6 protein-coding genes are annotated in these 5,870 nt (G+C 66.3%); 5 read left to right on the top strand and 1 reads right to left on the bottom strand.

Features of this window, described 5'->3' with window-relative positions:
- Window positions 1–2: 2 nt before the first annotated feature.
- The 4 genes from MZTS_RS22835 to MZTS_RS22820 all read left to right on the top strand — a co-directional run bounded on the left by MZTS_RS22835 (window position 3) and on the right by MZTS_RS22820 (window position 3,751).
- The gene (locus MZTS_RS22835; RefSeq protein ID WP_009864672.1) at window positions 3–518 is read left to right on the top strand and encodes a peptide deformylase; all 516 of its coding nucleotides are present in this window, start codon (window positions 3–5) and stop codon (window positions 516–518) included.
- Window positions 519–527: 9 nt separating this feature from the next.
- Window positions 528–1,469, top strand: coding sequence for a methionyl-tRNA formyltransferase (gene fmt, locus MZTS_RS22830; protein WP_192285536.1), 942 nt, complete (start codon window positions 528–530; stop codon window positions 1,467–1,469).
- Between the two features lie 13 nt (window positions 1,470–1,482).
- Window positions 1,483–2,244, top strand: coding sequence for a tRNA pseudouridine(38-40) synthase TruA (truA, locus tag MZTS_RS22825; protein ID WP_192285535.1), 762 nt, complete (start codon window positions 1,483–1,485; stop codon window positions 2,242–2,244).
- A gap of 97 nt (window positions 2,245–2,341) precedes the next feature.
- Entirely contained in the window at window positions 2,342–3,751 is a 1,410-nt protein-coding gene (locus tag MZTS_RS22820; protein ID WP_192285534.1) for a hypothetical protein, read from the top strand.
- 83 nt (window positions 3,752–3,834) lie between these two features.
- On the opposite strand, the gene dapE is transcribed toward MZTS_RS22820, so the two are convergent.
- Window positions 3,835–5,007: a succinyl-diaminopimelate desuccinylase gene (dapE, locus tag MZTS_RS22815; protein WP_192285533.1), complete on the bottom strand. Its 1,173-nt coding sequence runs from the start codon at window positions 5,005–5,007 to the stop codon at window positions 3,835–3,837.
- A gap of 186 nt (window positions 5,008–5,193) precedes the next feature.
- Here dapE and MZTS_RS22810 point away from each other — a divergent pair.
- A partial coding sequence (locus MZTS_RS22810) for a HesA/MoeB/ThiF family protein (protein ID WP_192285537.1) occupies window positions 5,194–5,870 on the top strand: 677 nt, incomplete at its 3' end.

Here is a 5,870-nt window from a genome sequence, read left to right as displayed (position 1 = left end):
CCATGACCGTCCGCCCCCTCGTGATCCTGCCCGACGCGCAGCTGCGCCTCATCTCCGAGCCTGTGGAGGCGGTCACCGACGAGATCCGGACGCTCGCCCGCGACATGATCGAGACGATGTACGACGCCCCCGGCGTCGGCCTCGCCGCGATCCAGATCGGGGTTCCCAAGCGGGTCGTCACCATCGACACCTCGAAGGACGAGACCGCGAAGAACCCCACCGTCTATCTCAACCCCGAGATCGTCTGGGCCTCGGAGGAGAAGCGGGTCTATGACGAGGGCTGCCTGTCGATTCCCGAATTCTACGGCGAGGTGGAGCGGCCGGATCGCGTGCGGGTGCGCTACATGACCCTCGACGGCGAGACGGTGGAGCGGGAAGCCGACGGGCTGCTCGCCACCTGCCTCCAGCACGAGATCGACCATCTCAACGGTGTGCTGTTCATCGATCATCTGTCGAAGCTCAAGCGCGACCGGGTGATGAAGAAGTTCTCGAAAGCCGCCAAGCGCGACGCCGCCTGACGGGATCCGATGCGCATCGTCTTCATGGGGACGCCGGACTTCGCGGTGCCCACCCTGGCCCGGCTCCATGCCGACGGCCACACCCTCGCCGCCGTCTACACCCGCGCGCCGGCCAAGGCCGGGCGCGGCATGGCCCTGCGGCCCTCCCCGGTCCATGTCCGTGCCGAGGCGTTGGGCCTGCCGGTGCTGACGCCCTCGACGTTGAAGACGCCGGAGGCGGCCGAGACCTTTGCCGGGCATGGGGCCGATGTCGCCGTCGTCGTCGCCTACGGCCTGCTGCTGCCCCAGGCGATCCTCGACCTGCCGCGCTTCGGCTGCCTCAACCTGCACGGCTCCCTGCTGCCGCGCTGGCGCGGCGCCGCCCCGATCCAGCGGGCGGTGATGGCGGGCGATGCCGAGAGCGGCGTCGGCGTGATGCGCATGGAAGCCGGGCTCGATACCGGCCCCGTCGCCCTGGAGGAGCGCCTGCCGATCCGGGAGGGCATGACCGCGGGCGAATTGCACGATGCCCTGATGCCCCTCGGGGCCGACCTGATGGGGCGGGCGATTCAGGCGCTGGAGCGGGACGGCCTGACCTTCAGCCCCCAGGCGGAGGAGGGCGTGGTCTACGCCCACAAGATCACCAACGCGGAGGCCCGGATCGACTGGTCGCGGCCGGCGGTGGAGGTCGCGCATCACATCAACGGCCTGTCGCCGTTCCCCGGCGCTTATGTCGAGGCGGATCTCGGCAAGGGGCTTGGCAAGGGGCCGGAGCGCGTGAAGGTGCTGCGGGCGCTGCCCGCCGAGGGCTCCGGCCCGCCGGGCACGCTGCTCGATGCCGCCTGCACCGTCGCCTGCGGCATCGGCGCGGTGCGGCTCCTGGAACTGCGCCGGGCCGGCAAGGGCAGCAGCACGAGCGGCGAGGAGTTTCTGCGCGGGGCGCGGCTGACCGTGGGGGAGCGGCTCGGGTGAGCGCGAAAGCCTGATGCCCCGCTACAAGCTCGTCATCGAATATGACGGCGCGCCGTTCTGCGGCTGGCAGCGGCAGGCCGACGACCCGACCGTGCAGGCCGCCATCGAAACCGCCGTGACCCGCTTCTCCGGCGAGGCAGCGCGGCTGACCTGTGCCGGGAGGACCGATGCCGGCGTCCACGCCATCCATCAGGTCGCGCATCTCGACCTCGCCAAGGCGTGGCGCACCGACACCGTGCGCGACGCGCTCAACGCGCATCTGCGGCCGCAGCCGGTCTCGATCCTCTCCGCCGAGGTGGTGGGGCCGGATTTCGACGCGCGCCACTCGGCGATCCGGCGGCATTACCGCTACCGCATCCTCAACCGGCGCAGCCCCGCCGCGCTCACCCGTGCCCATGTCTGGCACGTGCCCTGGCCGCTCGACGCCGATCTGATGCAGGCCGCCGCCCAACGGCTGCTCGGCCGCCACGACTTCTCTGCCTTCCGCGCCGCGGAATGCCAGGCCAAGAGCCCGGTGCGGACCCTGGAGCAGCTCGATGTCACCCGCCAGCGGATGGGCCTGTTCGAGGAGATCGTGATCGCGACCTCGGCCCGCTCCTTCCTGCACCATCAGGTCCGCGCCATGGCCGGCACGCTGATGCTCGCCGGCTGCAAGCGCCTCTCCGCCGACGACGTGGCCGAGATCCTGGCCACCAGGGCCAAGCACCGCTGCGGCCCGCTGGCGCCGGCCTGCGGGCTGACCTTCGTGGGGGTGGATTACGGTCAGACGAGATAATCCTTCCGATTTGACAACTTGAGGTTTGTATAATCTGGAAAATCTGCCTAATTTGGCATCGCCTGGATTCTCCGCGTAAATATTGTTGGGGGCGGCGATGGATTCTCAAGTCAAGTTCTTGATATATATTCTGACAGTCTTGTCAGTGCTGTCGCCGGTTATTTTTGTCGCTATTCGCGAATCGGTGAAGCGACAGAGACAGGAGATTATTACCGATCTTGCTGATGTGTTTGATGTCGATGCAAAAAATGCTTTGCATCTTATCCCGTCGTTCGAGTTCGTGAAGTACAAGTACTTCGTCGGCGGCAGGAGAAGCAATGATCCAGAGGTTGCAGGGAGCGAGGCGGCGCGCCGGGCGATGAGCGCGGCGGGCAACAGCAGGAAACGTGAGGATTACTCGACACTCTCGTGGCTGATCGGATGCGTATCGTTCAGTGCCGTGGTTGGCGTGTCGATGTTCTATGGCGCCTCTATGGTGCTGTATGTCTTGCTCATAGCATCTGGCAAAGGTGCATTCAATGCTTCGCTCTGGCCTGATATTTTATATCCTGAGACGCGTAGTTCAGGTATGGTCTATATTCTCAGTATCTGTGCGGCTTTCGCAGGTAGCTATATTATGGCCCTGCGCAATCTCCACCGAGCCATCAAAAATTTCGATCTGAGTCCTGGGACCATCGTTTCGGAGGCGATCAAAATTCTCACGGCACAAGTGCTCGGCTTTATCCTTGCTGTTGCGCTGTTCGAAGTCGGCGGTGCGGTCCTTCAAACCTCCGTGAATGCAATCGCCGGCGGCGCGTCGAATATCGCCGGTTCGAACACCGTTTCCGCTGGTGCGGTCACGGTTCTCACTCTCTGCTTCGTTGCCGGTATCATGCCTGATGTTGCGCTCAGGTTCATTGTGCAGCGAGACCAATTGAAAAACTTCAAACAAGAAGAAAATGACATATTCAAAGCATTTAAAATTACGCCAATAGAAATAATAGATGGAATCGATAGTGATATCCGCGCTCGGCTCGACGATCGCCATATTCACTCAACGCAAAATCTGGCTGCGGCAAATCCTTTGATGCTTTTTGTCGAGACGCCGTTTGGCGTTTATCAGATTATGGACTGGGTGGCGCAAGCTCAACTTTGCTGCTCTGTGGGTCGCGACAAGATCGTTAAGTTGTGGCCGTACGGGATCCGTACGCTCTTCGATCTTGAACGCCTAGCCGGTGGGACGGGGCCCGAGAACGATGCTCTTCTCGTGGAAGTCGGCCGCGTCATGCTGGGCACGGGATTGATCCCTGCCGATGTGGCAGATCGCGCCGTAACGGCAGCTCTGGTCAAGAGAAGTATTCAATTGCGTCTCGACGATCCGCATGTCCAACGCCTTCGACAGATTTACATCGCGGTCGGGGATCGTCTCGGCTCGAAAAGCCGTCGGTTTCGCAGCAACGGGTATCGCATCTTGTGCCGGGGCCGGGGGCGAAAAGCGTGGTTCTGCCGAGGGCTCAGAGCGGCTTGAATCGAGCTGGCCCTCCGCAAGCAGCGCTGCCGGTCAAGGCGTGACGCAAAGCCAACGCGGCACACGGACCGACAGGGCGGTCATCAGGTAGAGAAATAGGTCTCCAGCACCCGGCCATAGATCGCGGTCAGCCGCTCCAGATCGGTGACCGCCACCCGCTCGTCGGTCTCGTGCATGGTCTGCCCGACGAGGCCGAACTCGATCACCGGGCAGGCATCCTTGATGAAGCGCGCATCCGAGGTGCCGCCCGTGGTGGAGAGCACCGGCCGCCGGCCGGTCTCGGCCTCGATCGCGTCCGCCACCAGGTCGACGAAGGCATCGGGCCGGGTCAGGAAGGCCGGTGAGTTCGAGGGCTGGAGGTCGAGGCTGAAGCGCACCGCGTTGCCGGCCGCCGCCTCCAGGCGCCTCCGGATTTCCGCGCCGAGGGTTTCGGCGGTCCAGTCGTCGTTGAAGCGCACGTTGAACACGGCCTTGGCCGAGGCCGGGATCACGTTGGTGGCGGGGTTGCCGACATCGATCGTCGTGAATTCGAGATTCGAGGCGTCGAAATGCGCGGTGCCGCCGTCGAGCGGTTCGGCGATCAGCGCCGAGGCGAGGCGCAGCAGGCCGGGGATCGGGTTCTCGGCCCGGTGCGGATAGGCGACATGGCCCTGGCGCCCGTGCACGGTCAGGCGGCCGGTGAGCGAACCGCGCCGGCCGATCTTGATCATGTCGCCGAGGGCATCCGGGTTGGTCGGCTCGCCGAGCAGGCAATGGTCGAAGCGCTCGCCGCGCCGCTTGGCCCAATCGAGCAGCTTGACGGTGCCGTTGATCGCCGGCCCCTCCTCGTCCCCGGTGATGAGGAAGGCGAGGGAGCCGCCGAAATCGGGGCCCTTCCGGTCGAGGAAGGCCAGGGTCGCCGCGAGCATGCAGGCGATGCCGCCCTTCATGTCCACCGCACCCCGGCCGTAGAGGAAGCCGCCGGCCACCTCGCCGGAGAACGGGCCATGCGTCCAGGCCCCAACCTCGCCCGGCGGCACCACGTCGGTATGGCCGGCCAGCAGCAGCACCGGGCCGCCGCCGCCGATCCGGGCGTAGAGATTCTCGATGTCCGGCGTGCCGTCCTGCGAAAAAACCGGGCGCTCGATGCGGAAGCCGGCGCGGGCGAGCACCTCCGCCAGGAAGGACAGAGCCCCTCCCTCCTCCGGGGTGACGGAGGGGCAGCGGATCAGGGCCTGTGCAAGGGCGAGGGGTGTGAGATCGGACAAGGGCGGCACCGATGGTGGCTCGCCTCTCCCCCTCCCGCCACCTCATCCTTCGAGGCCTGCGCTGCGCTCCGGCACCTCAGGATGAGGCGGAGGACGGGAAGAGCGCGTCTGCGATAGGCCTTCAGCCCTAGGCCATCCCCTCCCCCGAGCGCAACGCCGCTTCCGCTCGCCGCCCGCTGCGCTTACATGGCCGGCATGGCCCTCTCGTCCGACGAAATCGAACGCTATGCCCGCCACCTCGTCCTGCGGGAGATCGGCGGCCCCGGGCAGGCGCGGCTGAAGGCGGGGCGGGTCCTCGTGATCGGCGCGGGCGGGCTCGGCGCGCCCCTGATCCAGTATCTCGCCGCCGCCGGCATCGGCACCCTCGGCATCGTCGACGACGATACGGTCTCGCTCTCGAACCTGCAGCGGCAGGTGATTCACGGCACGCCGGATGTCGGCCGCCCGAAGGTCGAGAGCGCGGCGGAGGCCGTCGCCCGGCTCAACCCGCATGTGCGCGTCGAGACGCATCCCTTCCGGCTGACGCCCGAGACCGCGCCGGCCCTGTTCGAAGGCTACGACCTCGTCGCCGACGGCTCCGACAATTTCTCGACGCGCTACGCCGTCTCGGATGCCTGCTTCGTCGCCCGCAAGCCGCTGGTGACGGCGGCGCTCGGGGCCTTCGACGGGTCGCTCACCACCATCCGCGCCCACGAGACCGGGCCCGGCGGAGAGCCGAACCCGACCTATCGCTGCCTGTTCCCGAACCCGCCGCCGCCGGGCAGCGTCGCCCCCTGCGCCGAAGCCGGCGTGCTCGGGGCACTGGCCGGCGTGATGGGCTCGCTGATGGCGATGGAGGTGATCCGGGCGCTGGCCGGCTTCGGCGAGCCGCT

This window comes from Methylorubrum zatmanii (assembly GCF_014845115.1).
GTDB lineage: Bacteria > Pseudomonadota > Alphaproteobacteria > Rhizobiales > Beijerinckiaceae > Methylobacterium > Methylobacterium zatmanii.
Note: the sequence above shows the minus strand (reverse complement) of the source record. Positions and strands in the feature narration are given on the sequence as shown.